The organism is Bacillus sp. PAMC26543 (assembly GCF_014250375.1).
GTDB classification, from domain to species: Bacteria; Bacillota; Bacilli; order Bacillales; family Bacillaceae; genus Bacillus; species Bacillus halotolerans.
Genome location: NZ_CP060193.1, coordinates 134,723 through 153,142 on the forward strand (window position 1 = coordinate 134,723; position 18,420 = coordinate 153,142).

Annotated in this window: 14 protein-coding genes; 5 read left to right on the top strand and 9 right to left on the bottom strand. The window is 44.9% G+C overall.

The window, feature by feature from the left end; all coding sequences use genetic code 11:
• Nucleotides 1-4: 4 nt before the first annotated feature.
• The 3 genes from fbp to H7F27_RS00745 all read right to left on the bottom strand — a co-directional run bounded on the left by fbp (nucleotide 5) and on the right by H7F27_RS00745 (nucleotide 3,109).
• On the bottom strand, nucleotides 5-1,930 hold the full coding sequence (gene fbp, locus H7F27_RS00735) for a fructose-1,6-bisphosphatase (protein ID WP_185848399.1): 1,926 nt from the start codon (nucleotides 1,928-1,930) through the stop codon (nucleotides 5-7).
• Between the two features lie 241 nt (nucleotides 1,931-2,171).
• Complete coding sequence (locus tag H7F27_RS00740) at nucleotides 2,172-2,330, bottom strand: hypothetical protein (protein ID WP_010332572.1); 159 nt, start codon at nucleotides 2,328-2,330, stop codon at nucleotides 2,172-2,174.
• Nucleotides 2,331-2,398: 68 nt separating this feature from the next.
• Nucleotides 2,399-3,109 (bottom strand): GntR family transcriptional regulator, encoded by a 711-nt coding sequence (locus tag H7F27_RS00745; protein ID WP_185848400.1) that lies wholly within the window; start codon nucleotides 3,107-3,109, stop codon nucleotides 2,399-2,401.
• A 155-nt stretch (nucleotides 3,110-3,264) separates the two neighbouring features.
• Here H7F27_RS00745 and H7F27_RS00750 point away from each other — a divergent pair, with 155 nt between their 5' ends.
• The 3 genes from H7F27_RS00750 to H7F27_RS00760 all read left to right on the top strand — a co-directional run bounded on the left by H7F27_RS00750 (nucleotide 3,265) and on the right by H7F27_RS00760 (nucleotide 8,227).
• Nucleotides 3,265-5,133, top strand: coding sequence for a beta-glucoside-specific PTS transporter subunit IIABC (locus H7F27_RS00750; RefSeq protein WP_185848401.1), 1,869 nt, complete (start codon nucleotides 3,265-3,267; stop codon nucleotides 5,131-5,133).
• A gap of 13 nt (nucleotides 5,134-5,146) precedes the next feature.
• Nucleotides 5,147-6,586, top strand: a complete 1,440-nt coding sequence (gene bglA / locus H7F27_RS00755) for a 6-phospho-beta-glucosidase BglA (RefSeq protein WP_185848402.1) — start codon at nucleotides 5,147-5,149, stop codon at nucleotides 6,584-6,586.
• A gap of 288 nt (nucleotides 6,587-6,874) precedes the next feature.
• A complete protein-coding gene (locus H7F27_RS00760) occupies nucleotides 6,875-8,227 on the top strand; it encodes a polysaccharide pyruvyl transferase family protein (RefSeq protein ID WP_185848403.1) in 1,353 nt (450 codons plus the stop codon).
• 111 nt (nucleotides 8,228-8,338) lie between these two features.
• Here the strand turns inward: H7F27_RS00760 and ahpF are convergent, their stop codons facing one another.
• The 6 genes from ahpF to gntR form a co-directional block, all read right to left on the bottom strand.
• The gene (ahpF, locus tag H7F27_RS00765; protein WP_185848404.1) at nucleotides 8,339-9,868 is read right to left on the bottom strand and encodes an alkyl hydroperoxide reductase subunit F; all 1,530 of its coding nucleotides are present in this window, start codon (nucleotides 9,866-9,868) and stop codon (nucleotides 8,339-8,341) included.
• Between the two features lie 13 nt (nucleotides 9,869-9,881).
• Nucleotides 9,882-10,445, bottom strand: coding sequence for an alkyl hydroperoxide reductase subunit C (gene ahpC / locus H7F27_RS00770; protein WP_024123485.1), 564 nt, complete (start codon nucleotides 10,443-10,445; stop codon nucleotides 9,882-9,884).
• 290 nt (nucleotides 10,446-10,735) lie between these two features.
• Nucleotides 10,736-12,148, bottom strand: coding sequence for a decarboxylating NADP(+)-dependent phosphogluconate dehydrogenase (gene gnd / locus H7F27_RS00775; RefSeq protein WP_101859671.1), 1,413 nt, complete (start codon nucleotides 12,146-12,148; stop codon nucleotides 10,736-10,738).
• A gap of 25 nt (nucleotides 12,149-12,173) precedes the next feature.
• Nucleotides 12,174-13,520, bottom strand: coding sequence for a gluconate permease GntP (gene gntP / locus H7F27_RS00780; RefSeq protein ID WP_024123483.1), 1,347 nt, complete (start codon nucleotides 13,518-13,520; stop codon nucleotides 12,174-12,176).
• 27 nt (nucleotides 13,521-13,547) lie between these two features.
• Nucleotides 13,548-15,089 (bottom strand): gluconokinase, encoded by a 1,542-nt coding sequence (gene gntK, locus H7F27_RS00785; protein ID WP_185848405.1) that lies wholly within the window; start codon nucleotides 15,087-15,089, stop codon nucleotides 13,548-13,550.
• Nucleotides 15,082-15,813, bottom strand: a complete 732-nt coding sequence (gntR, locus tag H7F27_RS00790) for a gluconate operon transcriptional repressor GntR (RefSeq protein ID WP_185848406.1) — start codon at nucleotides 15,811-15,813, stop codon at nucleotides 15,082-15,084. Before gntR ends, gntK begins: the two co-directional genes overlap by 8 nt.
• A gap of 193 nt (nucleotides 15,814-16,006) precedes the next feature.
• On the opposite strand from gntR, the gene H7F27_RS00795 reads away from it, so the two are divergent.
• Both H7F27_RS00795 and H7F27_RS00800 read left to right on the top strand, forming a co-directional pair.
• Nucleotides 16,007-17,155: a glycerate kinase gene (locus H7F27_RS00795; RefSeq protein WP_185848407.1), complete on the top strand. Its 1,149-nt coding sequence runs from the start codon at nucleotides 16,007-16,009 to the stop codon at nucleotides 17,153-17,155.
• 88 nt (nucleotides 17,156-17,243) lie between these two features.
• Nucleotides 17,244-18,275, top strand: coding sequence for a polysaccharide pyruvyl transferase family protein (locus H7F27_RS00800; protein ID WP_101859675.1), 1,032 nt, complete (start codon nucleotides 17,244-17,246; stop codon nucleotides 18,273-18,275).
• The last annotated feature ends 145 nt before the right edge of the window (nucleotides 18,276-18,420 follow it).

Here is an 18,420-nt window from a genome sequence, read left to right on the forward strand (position 1 = left end):
CCCCTCACTTCATATACCGATACTCCCGCAAACTCTCCAAAATCGCAACTTCCTGCAGCAGTTCCTCACCGACATTCGTTTCCTTTACTTTCTTCCGCTCAAGCTCTTTGTCCACTAAACGTTTCACCATTAAGACGTCGGTTCCGGTGCTTAGGACTTCTGCCTTGGAGTTGAAGTGTTTATGGGCGACGAGCTGCATGCCGTAGGAGTTGTATAGCAGCGTGTAGCCGGCGATGCCTGTTGTGGATTGGTAGGCTTTGGAGAAGCCGCCGTCGATGACGATCATTTTTCCGTTTGCTTTGATTGGGTCTTCTCCTTCGATTTCTTTTACGGGTGTATGGCCGTTGATGATATGGCCATGATCTGGATTGAGGCCGAATTCTGCCAGGATGTTTCGGCAGGTTGCCTCGTCTTCGCGTAAATAATAATACGGATTTTTCTTCTCTTTATGCGTTTCCTTTTCTTTAATGAAATACCGCTCAAATGTCGTCATGGCGCGTTTTCCGAAGAGGGAGGAGTACTCGCCTGTCCATAAATACCAAGCCATATCTGTCGCCAGGTCATCGGTTTCTTCCGGGTGGGCAAACGCTTCCCGTAAGAATCGTTCAAATACATCGAGCAGCTCACGGCCCGCATACGGTTTATCCTCAATCATCATCGTTTCCATATTGCCGTTTTCATCGACAGGAATACAGCCGTGAATTAACAGGTTGCCGTTATATTTTAAATAAAGGCTGCCTTTTTTCATCATAAAATTCATATGACGGCCCAGCTTTTCGGAATGCTGGACAGAGAATAGCAGCTTGTCTATGACTTCTGCTTCTTCTTCTAATAGCTGATCTGGCTGTTCGGGATTAATTGTCGCAAAGCAGGTGTTTTCCAGCTGATATGTTTTTCCGTGCAGCGTGATTTCATTTTTATCGTAATCAATTTTCTCTAGTAACAAGCGTTCTTCCATATTAAAGTTCGGCCGTCTCTTGATAATAGGGCTCTCAAGCTTGAATTGGATCATGGCAATCGCTTGATGGATTTTTGTGATTTGCTTAATCTCATCCTCTGGCCTGTTGTCGTCTGCTTTTGGACGGAACGCTGGATTATCGTCATAGTATTTTTCGGCCAAGTTCAGCAGCGGTCTTAAATTGATGCCGTACACGTCTTCAATAATATCCAGGTTGTCATAGCGGGCACAGATGCGGATAATATTGGCCAGGCACACTTTGGAACCGGAGTAGGCACCGATCCAAAGGACATCGTGATTTCCCCACTGAATATCGACTGAATGGTAGTTGATAAGCTCCTCCATAATCCTGTCCGGCTGTGGTCCGCGGTCGTAAATATCGCCGACCACATGCAGATGGTCGACCACCAGTCGCTGAACGCTGTACGCAAGGCCGGTGATCAGCTTATCGGCTTGGCCAAGTTCAATGATCTGGTCTATGATTTCGGAGTAATATTGCTCCTTGTTGCCAGCTTGTTCTGTTTTGTATAGCAGCTCCTCCGTAATATAAGCAAACTGGGCAGGCAGTGCTTTACGCAGTTTGGAGCGGGTATACTTCGAGGAGCAATAAGAAACGAGCTTAATCATTCTGTTAATCGTTTTTTTATACCACTCGTTTAACGCATCTTTCGCATCAAAATCATGTTTGATTAACTTCAGTTTGTCTTCCGGATAATAGACCAATGCTGCTAATTCATCAATTTCTCTATCGTAAATGACACCGCTGAAAATGTCGCGTATCTTCTCTTTGACTCGTCCCGAACCATTACGCAGCACGTGCTGGAATGCCTGATACTCCCCGTGCAAATCACTGACAAAATGCTCGGTGCCTTTTGGCAGGTTCAGTATCGCTTTCAAATTAATGATTTCCGTTACCACTTTTTCTTCACAATCGTATTTTTGTGCGAGTAGATCTAAGTACTTGCTTTCCAAAATCGTCCATCCCCTTTTTAGAATAAACCCCTATTTATGAGCGTGTGCATATCAGGTTAATTTAAAAGTATGTCATTATTTTTAAACATTGGACCCTTATACGATAGTAACGCATAACTCCTTTTAGAGACAATGAAAATGAGGGCAAGAGGGTGGCGAAATGAGTGAGGATAAAATGGATGAATAAAGTGAAGCACAAAAAAAACCAGATTTGAGTACAAATCTGGTTTCCTATAGCCGTTCAATGCTTTTCTTTCGCCATCTTTATAAAGAGGAAAAAGATAATGAATACGATAAAGTAATTCATTGGATTCTTAAAGATGCTCATCTCTAGTGAAATCTGTAATAGTATCCAGAGCACGAAGATGGCTAGTATGGCAGGAATGATGATTTTGTACATGTCGACCACCTTCCATAGTTGATGAAAGAAGAGGGGTGTTTTTTCATTAGAAGCAAGATGCAGCTGCCCTACAACAAAAAACTATTCGCCTGCACAACAAACTGCGACTGCTCATAATGATAAGAAATCTTCGAGTAATCAAACGGCTGCCCGTTTGTCAGGTGAAAAATACTCTCTATATAAAGCTTCGGAAGTCCAGCCTTCAGCCCCAAGTACTCCGCTTCTTCTTCATTAAGCTGACCCACGTGAAGAAACAAATCAGAAAAGCCAATCTTCAGTCCCAATCCTTCCCGGATGTAATGAAAGATTGAGTGAGACACAATTTCCTTGTTCAAGTACGTCACGATGGATTTGTTGTAATAGGATTCTTCGAAGCATAGGGTTTGTCCGTTGATATAGCGGACCCTTTTGACAAAGTAGATGTCTTCATCTTGTCCGATGTTGAGGTTTTCTGCCGCTTCCGTTGTTGGCTTTCTCACGTCCAGCTCAATGACTTTTGAGGTGACATTGAAATCCTCGAGGTCTTTTTTAAATCCTTGATTCGACAGGAGGCTGATGTAGCCTTTTCGTTTATGCTTTCGGACGAAAATGCCGCTTCCTCTGAGCTGAAAGATCGCGCCTTTTTGTTCTAGTAGATCCAGAGACTTTGTGATTGTGCTTTTGCTGACCTCAAACTGGGTCATGAGGGTTTCTAGCACTGGCAGCTTATCTCCCTGTTTAAGCTCGTGTTCTTCTATATAGTTTTCGATTTCCGCTGCGATTTGCTGGTACTTTAACATACGCATTCCTCATTCATTCGTTTAGTTTCACTTGTCAAAATTATAGCATAAACCGCTTACAGAAATGAAAGGTATAAATACTTTGTTAGAGTATTGATAAATTATACCGGTACAATTATAATGAAAGCGTAACCGAAATAAAGGGGTGGGTGAAAATGTCGGGGAATGTGAGAGATTATACGAGACTAGCGAAAGACATTTTGGAGGCCGTAGGCGGGGAAGAGAATGTGATAGGGGCTTCTCGCTGCGCTACCAGGCTTCGCTTGGTGCTGAAGCGGTCTAAGCCGCAAGCGAAGGATATCATTAAATCCATGCCCGGCGTGATTACGGTCGTGGAGAACAGCGGCCAATTTCAGATTGTCATTGGACAGCACGTAGGGGACGTTTTCGAAGCGTTTTCGAAGCTGGTCAATATTGATCTGTCCGATGAACAGAGCGAAAATAAAGGAACGATCCTGAACCGTGTTATCGCAACCATGTCAGCGGTATTTGCGCCATTTGTGTACATTTTGGCTGCGGCCGGTATTTTGCAAGGTGCATTAATTATCATTAATTTATTGTTTGATGGCTTTGAGAAAACGGGAACTTATCAGGTTTTTAGTTTCATATCATGGGCGCCGTTTACGTTTTTGCCTATTTTTATCGCGATTACGGCATCAAAGCATTTTAAAACCAACATGTATATTGCTGTGGCGTGCTGTGCCGCGTTAGTCAGCCCGACATGGGCGGAGATGGCGACTCAAATCGCAGACGGAAAGAGCATTTCCTTCTTAGGGATTGCTTTATCGCAAACGACATACACATCTTCCGTGCTGCCGCCATTATTTCTAGTGTGGATGTTGTCTTACCTTGAACGATTCTTGAATAAGAGAATGAACGAAGTGATCAGACCGTTATTTGTTCCTTTCCTATGTATGGTCATTATGGTGCCAGTAACAATTGTCCTTATTGGTCCTGTGACAACGCTAGGCGCAAATGGGATTGCAAACGGTTACAACTTCTTGGCGGAAAACGTGCCGGCTTTGGCTGGAGCCATCATCGGCGCATTCTGGCAGGTCATCGTGATCTTTGGCGTACATTGGGGCATTACGCCTATGGTATTGGCGAACTATGATCTATACGGACGGGATTCATTCCAGGCGTATCAAACGATTGCGGTGGTTGCACAGGTTGGCGCAGTGCTTGGCGTTATCTTAAAGGCGAGAAATAAGGAAACGAGAAAAGTCAGTGTTTCAGCTGGGGTGACCGGACTGTTTGGCATTACTGAGCCGGCGATCTACGGTGTGACCTTAAGATTTAAGAAGCCGTTTATCTTTGGCTGTATTTCCGGGGCGGTTGGTGCCATCACGGCCAGTTTCTTTAATCCGTATTACTTTGCGTATGCCGGACTTCCGGGACCTCTGACGATCGTGAATGGCATCAATGAACAATTCCCGACGTCCATCTGGGGTATTTTAATCGGTGCTGCGATTGCGGTGATTCTTCCTGTTGTGCTGATTCAGATCTTTGGCTATGGTGATGATACAGCTGCACAGCCGGAAAAGGAAAGTCTTCAAACGGCACAGGCAAATGAAGAAACCGTATATGCTCCGTTTAGCGGCAAGGTCATTCCGCTTTCTAAGGTGCCTGATGAGGTATTCAGCTCAGATGCCATGGGACAAGGCTTGGCGATCGAGCCATCCGATAATAAGCTCTATGCTCCGTTTGACGGAACCGTCGTCATGGTTGCGCCTACAAAGCACGCGATCGGCCTTCGTTCGGCGTCTGGCGTCGAATTGCTTGTGCACATCGGGCTGGATACAGTGACGTTAGACGGAACTCCTTTTGCCTTAAAGGTGAAAGAGGGAGATACAGTCAAAAAAGGCGAGGTGCTTGCTGAGTTTGATAAAGCATTCATTGAACAGAAAGGGTTAACAACGATTACCCCAGTCATCATCACGAATTCACATGCGTATCAGGAAATTCTCATCGAGGATCTTGAAGTAAGTGCGTTAGACCAAAAATTATTTACAGTCGTAAGCTAGGGAGGAATATAAGATGGAAAAAATGCCGAAGGATTTCTTATGGGGCGGCGCTTTAGCTGCCCACCAATTTGAAGGCGGATGGAATCAGGGCGGTAAAGGGCCAAGTGTCGTCGATGTGATGACAGCGGGTGCGCACGGCGTACCGAGAAAAATCACGGATTCCATTGAAGAGAACGAATTTTATCCGAACCATGAAGCCATTGATTTTTATCACAGATACAAGGAAGATATCGCTTTGTTTGCGGAAATGGGATTAAAATGCTTGCGGACGTCCATCGGTTGGAGCCGGATTTTCCCGAAAGGCGATGAGGCTGAACCGAACGAAGAAGGCTTGCAGTTCTACGATAATGTATTTGATGAATTGCTGAAGCATGGAATCGAGCCGGTGATTACACTGTCTCATTTTGAACTGCCGCTCCATCTGGCAAGAGAATACGGCGGCTTCAGAAATCGCAAAGTTGTAGGCTTTTTCCTCAAATTTGCTGAGGTTTGCTTCAACCGATACAAAGATAAAGTGAAGTACTGGATGACATTCAATGAGATCAATAACCAGATGGATGTGAACAACCCTCTATTCCTATGGACGAACTCAGGAGTTGTGGTCGGAGAAAATGAAAATGCCAAGGAAGTCATGTACCAAACGGCGCACCATGAGTTACTTGCAAGCGCATTGGCAGTGGCAAAAGGAAAGGAAATCAACCCTGAGTTCCAAATTGGGGCCATGGTGTCACATGTGCCGATTTATCCTTACTCCTCTAATCCGGAAGATGTGATGCTTGCTGAAGAAGAAATGAGACAGCGTTATTTCTTCCCGGATGTGCAGGTTCGCGGTTATTATCCAAAGTATGCGTTAAAAGAGTTTGAAAGAGAAGGATACAATATCACCTTCGAAGACGGCGATGACGAGATTTTGAGAAATGGGACAGTCGATTATTTAGGCTTCAGTTATTATATGTCGACAACTGTGAAAAGCGATGTCGAAAATGACAATACAGGAGATGTCGTAAACGGCGGGCTGCCTAATAGTGTTGAAAATCCGTACATCACCTCCAGTGACTGGGGCTGGGCGATTGATCCGACTGGTTTGAGATACACGTTAAATCGCTTTTATGATCGATACCAAATTCCATTATTCATCGTTGAAAACGGCTTTGGGACGGTTGATACGCTGGAAGAGGACGGCGCCATCCATGACCCGGAACGAATTCAATATTTGAAATCACATATTGAAGCACTGGAAAAAGCGGTCACTTACGACGGTGTTGATTTAATCGGCTATACGCCGTGGGGCATTATTGATATCGTCTCCTTCACAACAGGCGAAATGAAAAAACGCTACGGCATGATCTATGTCGATCGTGATAATGAAGGAAACGGAACAATGAAGCGCTATAAGAAAGATTCATTTGAGTGGTACAAACAAGTCATTCAAACGAATGGTGAGGAATTATAAAGCAGATGGCCCGAGTCGAGCACTTAACCGAAGTGCCTGGTTCGGGTTTTTTTGTGATCCGAACCGATATCCAGTAATGGGAATAGATTACCAACGCTGATTGCTGTGTTATGATTTCACCTGTAAGATTCTTTTTTGTATAATTTAATATTAGAACGGAAGAAAGGGAGAGAGTTTGTGAGTAAAAAGGGATGAAAGCAGGTGTCCGGCTGAAGGTTTTAAGATCATGATAGAGTTCCCTAAGCAAATCTCCTGACAAAAATTTGGCGAGGAAGGGGCAACATCACATTGAAAAACATTTTAATAAGAGCTGGCATATCACCATTTGATACATTTAATGCAGCTGAAATGATTGTTCGCAACTCCATCGGCGGCAACGTAGGAAACCTAGTGTATGCTTACAGTGTGTTTCGTACGCTGATGACGGAAGGAACAACAATTACTCCTGATTATTATCGAATTAATCCGGCAGATGCTGAACAAATCAATAAAAAGTATGATATGTACATTATTCCGCTGGCAGATGCATTCCGAGAGGATTTTGTGCCTTCATTACGGAAATATACCCAATTAATCAAAAAACTAACCATTCCGGTTGTTGTAATTGGTGTTGGGTTGCGTGCTCCATTTGAACCGAAGTTAAATGAGGGTTTCCCATTTGATCAGGATGTAAAGGCATTTGTGAGTGCTGTGCTGGAGAGATCCAATATGATCGGTGTCCGCGGTGAAATTACAGCGAAATACCTTTCCAGATTAGGCTTCCGTGAAGGTGTTGACCATACGGTAATTGGCTGTCCTTCTATGTATGCGTTTGGAAGAGAACTAAAGATAAGAGAAACCAATATCACATCAGAATCGATGGTGACGGTTAACTCGTCAAGGCTGTCTCCTAAGCATGTGCTGGACTTCATTACGAGAAGCATGAAAGAGTTCCCTAATCATTACTTTATCCCGCAATGGCGGAAAGAGATGATTCTGACATATGCCGGTGCCCCTGCTTTAGCGAAGCCTGCCGATAATTATCCGGTCAGCATGGAAGACCCTGCTTATCAGAATGATAGAGTGCGGTTCTTTTTAAATGTGCCGACTTGGCTGGACTTCCTGAAACAAGCTGATTTGAGCTTTGGCGCAAGACTGCATGGAAATATCGCAGCGACGATCGCCGGAACACCGAGCCTTTTGCTGCCGAAAGATGCCAGAATGCGGGAATTAGCTGAGTACCATAAGTTAACGCATGTCATGGCAAATGAGATAACGGCTCAGACAAAACTGTCAGAATTAATTGAAACACTTGATTTCCATCAGCCTGAGAAACGGCAAGCACAAAACTTTGACCATTTTATCAGCTTCTTAAATAAAAATGAATTGGACCATATTTATAAAGAGAAGATGATTCCTGATACAGTTCCTTTTGACGAAAAGCTATCTAGCACGAAGCTTCTTCCGCCTGTGACTACAGTTAGCGGCTGCAGTTCTACAGAAACAGCTAAACGCTGGGAAGCGCTTATGGTATTAGAAAATGCCAAAAAGGAAAAAACCATTAAAGATCTGAAAAACAAGGTCAAAAAGTATCAAGGTACTTTAAATAGAAAATCAGTGCGTTTCGCTTTAAAAACAGCAAATATGCTTAGTGTGAAGTGACGATTCACACTACAATATTACAATTCTATTACAAGTGGATAAAATATGCAATATGGTGTAAAAAAGAAAGCCTCTATGCTGCCAATCAGGCAATATAGAGGCTTTCTTGTATTAGTTACGGATAAGGTAATCAAACGCGCCTAAAGCGGCAGTCGCTCCTGATCCCATTGAAATAATGATTTGGTTGTAAGGACCGTCTGTGCAGTCGCCGGCAGCGAATAAGCCTGGGACGCTTGTAGCGCCATTTTTGTCGACTACGATTTCGCCGATGCGGTTGCGTTCAACGGTTTCGTCTAACCATTCAGTGTTTGGCACGAGACCGATTTGGACGAATACACCTTGGAGTTCAACGTGTTTTTCTTCGCCTGTTTCGCGGTCTACGTATGTGATGCCGTTTACGCTCTGATCGCCTGTAATTTCTTTTGTTTGTGCATTTTTGAGTACAGTGACGTTTGGCAGGCTGTAGAGACGTTTTTGCAAGACTTCGTCTGCCTTCAGTTCCGGCGCGAACTCTAGCACAGTGACGTGATTGACAATACCTGCAAGATCAATCGCTGCTTCGATACCAGAGTTTCCGCCGCCGATAACGGCTACGTCTTTGCCTTCAAACAATGGTCCATCACAGTGCGGGCAGTATGCGACACCTTTGTTTTTGAACTCTTGTTCACCAGGTACGTTGACATTGCGCCAGCGGGCACCTGTTGAAAGGATGACTGTTTTACTTTTCAGGACAGCACCGTTTTCGAGTTCAAGTTCGAACAGATCTTTTTTCTCAAGTCGTTTGGCGCGCTGAAGGTTCATGACATCAATATCATATTCCTTCACGTGCTCTTCAAGACTTGCAGCAAGCTTCGGTCCTTCAGTTGCTTTTACGCTGATGAAGTTTTCGATGCTCATTGTGTCGAGAACCTGTCCGCCGAAGCGTTCAGCGACAACACCTGTGCGGATTCCTTTACGTGCCGTATAAATGGCTGCACTTGCGCCGGCAGGTCCGCCGCCGACAACAAGAACGTCGTAAGGATCTTTGTCAGCGAACTCAGATGCATCTGCGCCGCTGCCCATTTTCGCAAGAATCTCTTCGAGGGTCATACGGCCGCTTCCGAAGGATTCGCCGTTTAGGTAAACCGTTGGCACTGCCATAATGTTTTTGCTTTCAACTTCTGATTTGTATGCCGCACCGTCAATCATAGTGTGAGTGATGTTCGGATTCAGCACGCTCATCATGTTTAAAGCTTGTACAACGTCAGGACAGTTGTGGCATGTCAGGCTGATATAAGATTCAAAGTGGTATTCACCGCTGATCTTCTTCACCTGATCAATGACTTTCTGATCTACCTTAGGCGGTCTGCCGCTGACTTGCAGCAATGCCAACACTAAAGAAGTGAATTCGTGTCCAAGAGGAATACCGGCGAAAGTGACGCCAGTGTCTTCTCCGACGCGGTTCACACTGAAGCTTGGCGTTCTGTTCAATTCAGCTTTTTCAACAGTGATTTTAGATGACATGGAAGCCAGCTCATCAACGAGAGCCAGCATGTCCTTAGAAGTGTCATCTTCACCTGCACTCACTTTGAGAACAATGTCGTTCTCAATTAGCTGCATGTATTGATTTAATTGTGCTTTGATATTTGGATCAAGTACCAATTGAATGCACTCCTTAGATTTTACCTACTAGATCAAGGCTAGGTGTAAGAGTTTCGCCGCCTTCTTCCCATTTAGCCGGGCAAACTTCACCTGGGTTTTGACGAACGTATTGTGCTGCTTTTACTTTGCTGATCAGGTTGCTTGCGTCACGGCCGATACCGCCTGCATTGATTTCAACAGTTTGGATCACGCCATCTGGATCGATGATGAATGTTCCGCGGTCAGCAAGACCAGATTCTTCGTCAAGAACATCGAAGTTGCGAGAGATCGTTTGAGATGGGTCACCGATCATTGCGTAAGTGATTTTGCCGATTTTTTCAGAGCTGTCATGCCAGCCTTTGTGTACGAAGTGAGTATCTGTAGAGATAGAGTACACTTCAACACCTAATTCTTTAAGTGCAGCGTATTGGTTTTGAAGATCTTCAAGCTCAGTTGGGCATACGAAAGAGAAATCTGCTGGGTAGAAGCAGAATACGCTCCATTGACCTTTTAGAGATTCGTTTGTTACATCGATGAATTCACCGTTTTTGAATGCTTTTGCTTCGAATGGTTGTACTTCTTTACCGATTAAAGACATAATGTTATTCCTCCTAAAAATGGTTTAGAAAGCAATAGTGCTTTCAATAATAATTCTAATTATATATGAATTATTAATTAATATATATTTTTTGTCAAGACAAAACCCCTTAATTATTTTCTCTTTTTCCTTTCATCGTGTAGGAAAGTGCTGGTGTGATCAGCATAAATTACACTTTGACAAATATTCAAATTTTATATGTCTGATTCTCAATTAGTTGCGATATGTGAGTTTAGCCTATAAAAAAAGCTGGCAGCTGGTATAAAAGCTCCAGCTGTCAGCCTTATCTATTAGTTTGCATCAGACCAATTGGTATGGAAAACGCCATCCATATCTGTCCGCTCGTACGTATGGGCGCCGAAATAATCGCGCTGCGCCTGTAACAGGTTGGCGTTGGAACGCCCTGTGCGGTAGCCGTCGTAGTAAGAGAGCGCGGTGCTTAAGCATGGGAATGCGCTTCCGGCGCTGATTCCCTCGCAAACGACTTTTCGCATGCCTGTCTGATAAGCTTTAAGCTTTTCTGAAAAATAAGGTGCAATCAGCAGGTTTGAGAGATCTGGCTGTTCTTGGAATGCTTCGCTGATGACGTTCAGGAAATCCGCGCGGATGATGCAGCCGCCGCGGAAAATCAAAGCGATGTCTTTAAGCGGCAGGTTCCATCCGTAAAGCTCAGATGACATTTTATATTGAGCAAAGCCTTGTGCGTAGGCGCATACTTTTCCCATGTATAAGGCTTGTCTGACGTATTCAATCCAGAGATCCTTATCGTAATGTTTTTCCTCTGTTTCCGGACCGGCTAACAATGGTTCAGCCGCCATACGTTCTTCTTTTAAGGACGACAGGTAGCGGGCAAACAAGGACTCGGTGATAATAGCGGATGGAATGCCGTTATCAATAGCTTGCATGCTTGTCCATTTTCCTGTGCCTTTCTGGCCGGTTTTATCAAGAATGACATCGATCAGCGGCTGACCTGTATGTTCGTCCTTTTTCCGTAAAATCTCCGCTGTAATCTCTATTAAATAGCTTTTCAGCTCACCTTGATTCCACGTTTCAAAGATGCTGGCGATTTCTTCGAGCGGCAGACGAAGCGTTTCTCTAAGAAATGTATAGGCTTCAGCAATCAGCTGCATATCTGCATACTCAATGCCGTTGTGCACCATTTTTGTAAAGTGCCCTGCCCCTTTTGGTCCGATGTAGACACAGCATGGGTCTTCTCCGACTTGTGCGGCGATTTTGGTCAGGATCGGAGCGGCTTTTTCATAAACGTCTCGATCTCCGCCCGGCATGATGGAAGGCCCTTTTAATGCGCCGACTTCCCCGCCGGAAATGCCGATTCCCAAGTAGCCGATTCCTTTTTCCTTCAGCTCGTCATATCTTCTTTCTGTGTCTTCGTAGTGGGAGTTGCCTCCGTCCATGATGACGTCTCCTTCATCTAGCAAAGGCATTAACGAATGGATGACGGAATCGACCGGTTTTCCCGCTGTGACCATCAGAAAAATTTTTCTGGGTGTTTCTAGTGATTGAACAAAATCTTGAAGCTCGTAGTACGGGCTCAGCGATTGTCCATCCAGCTTTTTCACAAGCTGGTCCGTTAAATCTCTGGTGTAATTATAGACGGCGACTTTTTCGCCTTTATTTGCCATGTTTAAGGCGATATTGCTTCCCATTACGCCTAAGCCTATGACACCAATTGTATTGAACATGTGTGTTACATCTCCTTCATTAATTTCATACAACTAAACTTAACAATAATATAAATCCTAGTCCAGCAACGGAGATAATTGTTTCCAGCAAGGTCCATGTGGCAAATGTTTCTTTCATGCTTAATCCAAAGTATTCTTTGAACATCCAGAAGCCGGCATCGTTGACGTGTGAAGCGATGACGCTTCCTGCGCCTGTTGCGAGCACCACTAATGCAAGGTTGGCATCGGACTGTCCCAGCAATGGAATGACGAGCCCCGTCGTGCTTAATGCGGCAACGGTTGCTGATCCTAAGGAGATGCGCAGGATCGCTGCGATGAGCCATGCCAGCAGAATCGGTGATAATGCCGTTTCTTTGAATAGATCTGCTACGTAGTCGCCGACACCGCCGTTGATTAACACTTGTTTAAAGGCGCCGCCTCCCCCGATGATCAACAGCATCATGCCAATTTGCGAGATGGCTGTAGAACAAGAGTCCATGACGGTTTTGATTGGAATGTTGCGTGCGATTCCCATTGTGTAAACAGCAACGAGCAGTGAGATAATCATGGCAGTCGATGCATTCCCGATTAAACGGATGAAAGCCAGGAAACTGTTATCCGCAAATCCTATTGTTTCCTGAAGCAAATCAATGATGGTTGCGATCGACATGATGATAATCGGAAGCATTGCTGTAAACACACTGATTCCAAAGCCTGGTGTTTCTTCAAGCTTGAATGTTTTTTGTGTGCCGAGTGACGAAATATTTCCGTTTTTCGCAAATGATGCAGGGACGATTTTTTTCGCGAACTTTGTAAATATTGGCCCTGCAATCAGGACTGTCGGAACAGCAACAATGAAGCCGTACAGCAGCACTTCCCCGATATTTGCGCCGTATTCTCCGGCAATTGCTGTCGGTCCCGGGTGCGGCGGCAGGAACCCGTGTGTGACGGATAATGCTGCGACCATCGGAATACCGAGATATAAAATAGAAATCTTCAATTCTCTTGAAATTGCGAATACGATCGGGATTAATAGAACCAATCCTACTTCAAAGAACAACGCGATTCCGATAATAAAGGAAGCAATCACAACAGCCCACTGTATATTTTTCTCGCCGAATTTGTTGACGAGCGTCATTGCTATACGCTGTGCGCCGCCTGAATCAGCAATCAGCTTGCCCAGCATCGCACCGAGTCCGAAGATGAGTGCGATGTGGCCAAGTGTCCCCCCTATACCTTCTTCAATGGAGCTGACAACTTTATCAAACGGCATCCCAAGTGCCAGTGCCACGCCGAATGATACAACTAATAAGGAAATAAATGTATTTAATTTCAAGCCCATAATCAAAAATAGTAATGCTAAGATCCCAAGTGCAACAATGATTAATGGCATGATAATCCCTCCCCTTCATGTCATGTGCTATTTGTGTGTAATTAGGCTTCTTTGATAATTTGCAATTTGGGTGTATTGATTTTCTAATGATCTTGATAGATTGATGAATATCGGCATTAATGTTCTATATTCTTTGGCTGAGTCTTCGATTGGCGTATGTCTGTACGTGCTGCCGATCATGTCGGACACGGCATCGAACGAATCGATTTTCCCTGTCGCATACAGGCCTAAAATGCAGGCGCCGAGACATGAGCTTTCGTAGCTTTCGGGAACGACGACTTCAGATTCGAATATGTCCGACATCATTTGCCGCCAAACCTCTGATCTTGCAAAGCCGCCAGTCGCTTGAATTCGGGTGACCGGTCCGTCCATGCATTCTGTTAGCGCCAGGAACACAGTGTACAGGTTGTAAATGACCCCTTCTAATGCTGCACGTATCATATGTTCTTTTTTATGTGACATGGTCAGGCCGAAAAATGAGCCCCGTACATCAGAGTTCCATAACGGAGCGCGTTCCCCGGCGAGATACGGATGGAACAGCAGGCCGTCAGAACCCGGTCTGACGCGTTCAGCAATCTTCGTCAGCACGTCATACGGGTCAATTCCCAGTCTTGTCGCTGTTTCGATTTCTGATGAAGCAAATTCATCTCTGATCCAGCGAAGAACGATGCCCCCATTGTTCACCGGACCGCCGATAACCCAATGCTTGTCCGTTAACGCGTAGCAGAAAATTCTCCCCTTTTCGTCGGTTTGCGGCTGGTCGATAATGGTTCGGATAGCGCCGCTCGTACCGATCGTAACGGCGATTTCTCCTTTTTTAATGGCATTCACACCGAGATTGGACAGTACGCCGTCGCTTGCGCCGATGACAAAAGGTGTGTCTGGATTAATTCCCATCTGTACCGCTAATTTCGGGCTGCAGTGCTGAAAGATCTCAATTGTCGGCACGAGTTTGGATAAGTGATCCGGCGTAATGCCTGCGATCGTCAGTGCTTCCTCGTCCCAATCCAAGCTTTTCAGGTTCATCATCCCTGTCGCTGATGCCAATGAGTAATCGATTACATACTCATTAAATAGCTGTTTAAAAATGTACTCTTTGATGCCGATATATTTTTTGGCTTTAGAAGCAATTTCTTTTCGTTCGTTTGTGATCCATGTAATTTTGCTTAACGGTGACATCGGATGAATGGGTGTTCCTGTTCGTTTGTAAACCTCATGCCCATTGAGCTCATCTTTAATCTTATGCGCCCAGCCTTCGCTTCGGTTGTCTGCCCACGTGATGCATGGCGTCAGCGGCTGATCATTTTCGTCCATGGCAATGACGCTGTGCATGGCGCTGCTGAAGGAAATAAATGAGATTTGTTTTTCCGGGTGCTGTTTCGTGATTTTTGCAGTTGTATGGATGACAGCCTGAAAAATCTCTTCCGGATTTTGTTCAGCTGTTGAGATGTCCGGTGTATGGAGCGGGTAGCCGATGCTTTCTTTCTGTACCACGTCTCCGTTTTCAGTGAATAATACAGCCTTTGTGCTGGTCGTACCGATATCGATTCCTAACATATAACTAGTCATTTTGGTGTTCAGCTCCTTTTGCCAGCATTTGTTGTGAGAGCCAGAGGTCCTCTACTTTTTCTTGCACATCGTCAAAATTCTGGTGCAGAGACTGAACCATCAGCGCCCTGTCCTTTGTTTTGATCGCTTGAATATATAGCTCATGGTTGTCCAGAATCCTTGAGAAATCTTCGTACTTTTCCTTTAACCGTACCCGCATTGATAAAAGAATAAAGCTTTCCATTACGGGTTTTAGATTGTTCCAGATCATCTGAATGTATGAGTGATCAATGGCGCGGATAATCGTTTCATGGAATAACACATCCTGAAATGAAAACTCGTCCGCGTCCTCGTATTTGATGGAGACTTTCATTATTTCTAGAATCTTGCTGAGATCTTTGACTAAAGGCTCAACGTCGATTTTGACAAGCCGTTCAAAGATAAACGTTTCTAATAATAAACGCACGTCATATATTTCTGCGATTTCCTTTTCAGTTAACCCAATCACAACCGCTCCCATTCGTTCTAAACGGATCATTTTTTCGGAAGCCAGTATTTTTAACGCTTCGCGAACCGGCGAACGGCTTACGGAAAACTCAGCCGCGATTGTATTTTCTGATAGAATGGTACCGCTTTCAATCATGCCTGAAATAATCCGCATTCTCAGCTCGCATGCGACGCGAACGCCGGTTGACGCTTTTGAAAGCCATTTTGCGGGATACAACAGGTCCTTGGAGTCTAGCATACGCTCACCTTCCTCACTAAGGAGTATACTTGTATACAAGTATGATAACGCGAATATTTTATTAATGCAAACACTTTCATTTCTAATTTTTTATAAAATTTTTCCCAATTACTCAATATGTATTGTGCATCTTCACTATGGTAAATTAAAGAAAAGACAGTGTGAATCATCACTTTTTGAAAGAGGCGATTGGATGAAAATCATTATTGCACCGGATTCTTTTAAGGAAAGCTTATCAGCGTTAGAGGCTGCTCACGCCATAGAAAGAGGCTTCAAAACAGTTTTTCCCGATGCCGAATATCGGAAGCTGCCGATGGCGGACGGCGGTGAGGGGACTGTCCAGTCATTAATTGATGCCACGGGCGGAACCATAACAGAGCAGATTGTCACGGGTCCGCTGGGGGAACCGGTAAAAGCGTTTTTTGGCATAATGGGAGACGGAAAATCAGCTGTGATTGAGATGGCTGCCGCATCAGGGTTGCATCTTGTGCCCGCAGAGAAGAGGAATCCGCTTGTCACTTCTACTAGAGGAACGGGAGAGTTAATCGCAGCGGCTCTTGATGCGGGTGCAGAGCATTTGATCATCGGAATCGGCGGAAGCGCCACAAATGATGGCGGAGCCGGGATGGTTCAGGCGCTGGGCGGAAGGCTTCTTGATGAATCAGGCCATGAGATCGGTCCCGGAGGCGGTGCGCTTTCTCAGCTTTCCTCAATAGATGTGGCAGGACTTGATCCCAGATTACGAAATGTGAAAATCGAAGTCGCCTGCGACGTGGATAACCCGTTAACAGGGCCAAGAGGGGCTTCCGCTGTTTTCGGTCCTCAAAAAGGCGCCACGCCTGACATGGTGCGTATACTTGACCGGAACCTGTCTCACTTTGCGGATGTGGCAGAAACAACGCTTGAAACAAGCTTCAGGGAAACAGAGGGCGCCGGTGCAGCAGGCGGTCTCGGTTGGAGTCTGTTTACTTTTCTTCGTGCTGATTTGAAAAGAGGCATTGATATCGTCCTCGATGCGGTCCAGTTTGAAAGCAAGGTTCAGGATGCAGATCTTGTGATTACCGGCGAAGGGCGGATTGACAGCCAGACAGTTTACGGCAAGACGCCGATTGGCGTGGCCAAAGCGGCTAAGGCATACGATGTGCCTGTCATTGGACTTGCGGGATCAGTTTCGCGAGACAGTGATGCGGTCTATGCACACGGGATGGATGCCCTTTTTAGCATCGTGCCGGGAGCCGTGCCCCTTGCAGACGCACTTGGGCATGCAGCCGAGAATATGGAAAGAACGGCAAGAAACATTGCGGCATCCTTAAAACTGGCGAAAACGATGTATCTGATATAAAGCTGGTCAAGCACATGCCCGTGCATATACACCCTCCTTTCTGGGTACAGACAGATAACCAAGCACAACCTAGAAGGAGGACACAGACATGACTGTACAAGAAATCAAAGGCAAAAAACTAGTAAAAGGGATCGCACCGAATGTAAAACCCGAAGCCTTATTAAATGATAAACGAAAAGTATTTTTGTTTGGTTCCCCGAGTTACACAAACATCGGAGACCAAGCGATTGCGTATGCGGAAGAGAAATTTATTAAAAATCATTTTCCTTACTATGAATATATTGAAATTATGGACTACGCGACGGACGAAGGCATTGAATTGGTGAAGGAGATCATCCGTGAAGACGATATTGTCTGCTTTACCGGCGGAGGAAATCTGGGGAACCTTTACCTTGATATTGAGGAGGACAGAAGGAAGGTCTTTGCAGCGTTTAAAGACTATAAATCCATTTCTCTTCCGCAATCCGTCTATTTTGAAGATACAGAGGACGGAAACAAAGAAAAGAAAAAAACACAGGATGCGTACCATCAAAATCCAAATTTAACGATTGCCGCGCGGGAGACACAGACGCTCGATGTTGTGAAAGAAACCTTCAATTCAGATGTCATCTTTACACCGGATATGGTGCTGTCTTTGGATATCGTACCGAAAGAGCTTGAACGGGACGGCGTTCTTTTTATTTTAAGAGCGGACAAGGAGAAGGTAACCGATGAAGATTTTATTTCACACATGATGAAATGGGCAGAAAAAACAACCTATGCGGAGCGTACAGACACGGTGCTTGATACGGTCGATATGATTGATTACGAGGATCGGGAAAAGCATTTCATGGAAATGCTCGACCGCATTGGTTCCAGTAAATTGGTGGTGACAGACCGCCTTCACGCTATGATCTTCTCGATTATCACAAAAACGCCATGCCTCGTCTTTGGAAATAGCTACGGCAAAGCTAAACATTCATACCGAGATTGGCTTGAAAGCTTAAACTTCATTGAATACACAGATAAAAACGATATTGAGGAATTAGAGCAAATGATTGACCGCCTGCTTCAAGCAGAGCCGAATGACGTTGATTTGTCTAAGGATTTTCAGCCGCTGATTGATTTCTTTAGATCGTAATGGGAAAAGCAGACTGGGAACAGTCTGCTTTTTTCTGTGCTAATGATCGTTTTCCAGACGCACAGTTTCATTCGTGACTCGTTCTCGCTGCGCCACTTCGTCGGAGATGATATCTTCTTTATTTTAAGCTATATTGACTCTCTAC

Coding starts and splice junctions, on each gene's coding strand:
- H7F27_RS00740 (WP_010332572.1), bottom strand. CDS start 2,330: ATGTACAAAATCATCATTCCTGCCATACTAGCCATCTTCGTGCTCTGG.
- H7F27_RS00745 (WP_185848400.1), bottom strand. CDS start 3,109: ATGTTAAAGTACCAGCAAATCGCAGCGGAAATCGAAAACTATATAGAA.
- H7F27_RS00750 (WP_185848401.1), top strand. CDS start 3,265: ATGTCGGGGAATGTGAGAGATTATACGAGACTAGCGAAAGACATTTTG.
- bglA (WP_185848402.1), top strand. CDS start 5,147: ATGGAAAAAATGCCGAAGGATTTCTTATGGGGCGGCGCTTTAGCTGCC.
- ahpC (WP_024123485.1), bottom strand. CDS start 10,445: ATGTCTTTAATCGGTAAAGAAGTACAACCATTCGAAGCAAAAGCATTC.
- gnd (WP_101859671.1), bottom strand. CDS start 12,148: ATGTTCAATACAATTGGTGTCATAGGCTTAGGCGTAATGGGAAGCAAT.
- gntP (WP_024123483.1), bottom strand. CDS start 13,520: ATGCCATTAATCATTGTTGCACTTGGGATCTTAGCATTACTATTTTTG.
- gntK (WP_185848405.1), bottom strand. CDS start 15,089: ATGACTAGTTATATGTTAGGAATCGATATCGGTACGACCAGCACAAAG.
- gntR (WP_185848406.1), bottom strand. CDS start 15,813: ATGCTAGACTCCAAGGACCTGTTGTATCCCGCAAAATGGCTTTCAAAA.
- H7F27_RS00795 (WP_185848407.1), top strand. CDS start 16,007: ATGAAAATCATTATTGCACCGGATTCTTTTAAGGAAAGCTTATCAGCG.
- H7F27_RS00800 (WP_101859675.1), top strand. CDS start 17,244: ATGACTGTACAAGAAATCAAAGGCAAAAAACTAGTAAAAGGGATCGCA.